Below are 268 nucleotides of genomic sequence, written 5' to 3' on the forward strand. Positions count from 1 at the left end.
TTAATGAACCAAACTTCGGTTTGTTTTGATACCGAAACCACAGGTTTAAATCCGTTAACTGCCGAATTGGTTGGCATTGCATTTTCATGGGAAGTTGGCAAAGGCTTCTACTTGCCATTTCCTGAAGACAAAACCGAAGCACAAGATTTAATCGAGGAATTGCGTCCGTTTTTTGAAAGTGAAACCATTGAAAAAATTGGTCAGAATTTAAAATACGATATTAAAGTTTTAGCCAAATACAACATCGAGGTAAAAGGCAAACTGTTCG

1 protein-coding gene is annotated in these 268 nt (G+C 36.9%); it reads left to right on the forward strand.

Translation table 11 applies throughout. The features are described from left to right. The coding region (locus FUA24_RS03830) for a 3'-5' exonuclease family protein (protein ID WP_148540140.1) at positions 1-268 on the forward strand (268 nt) is incomplete at both ends.

Source organism: Seonamhaeicola marinus, from assembly GCF_008085455.1.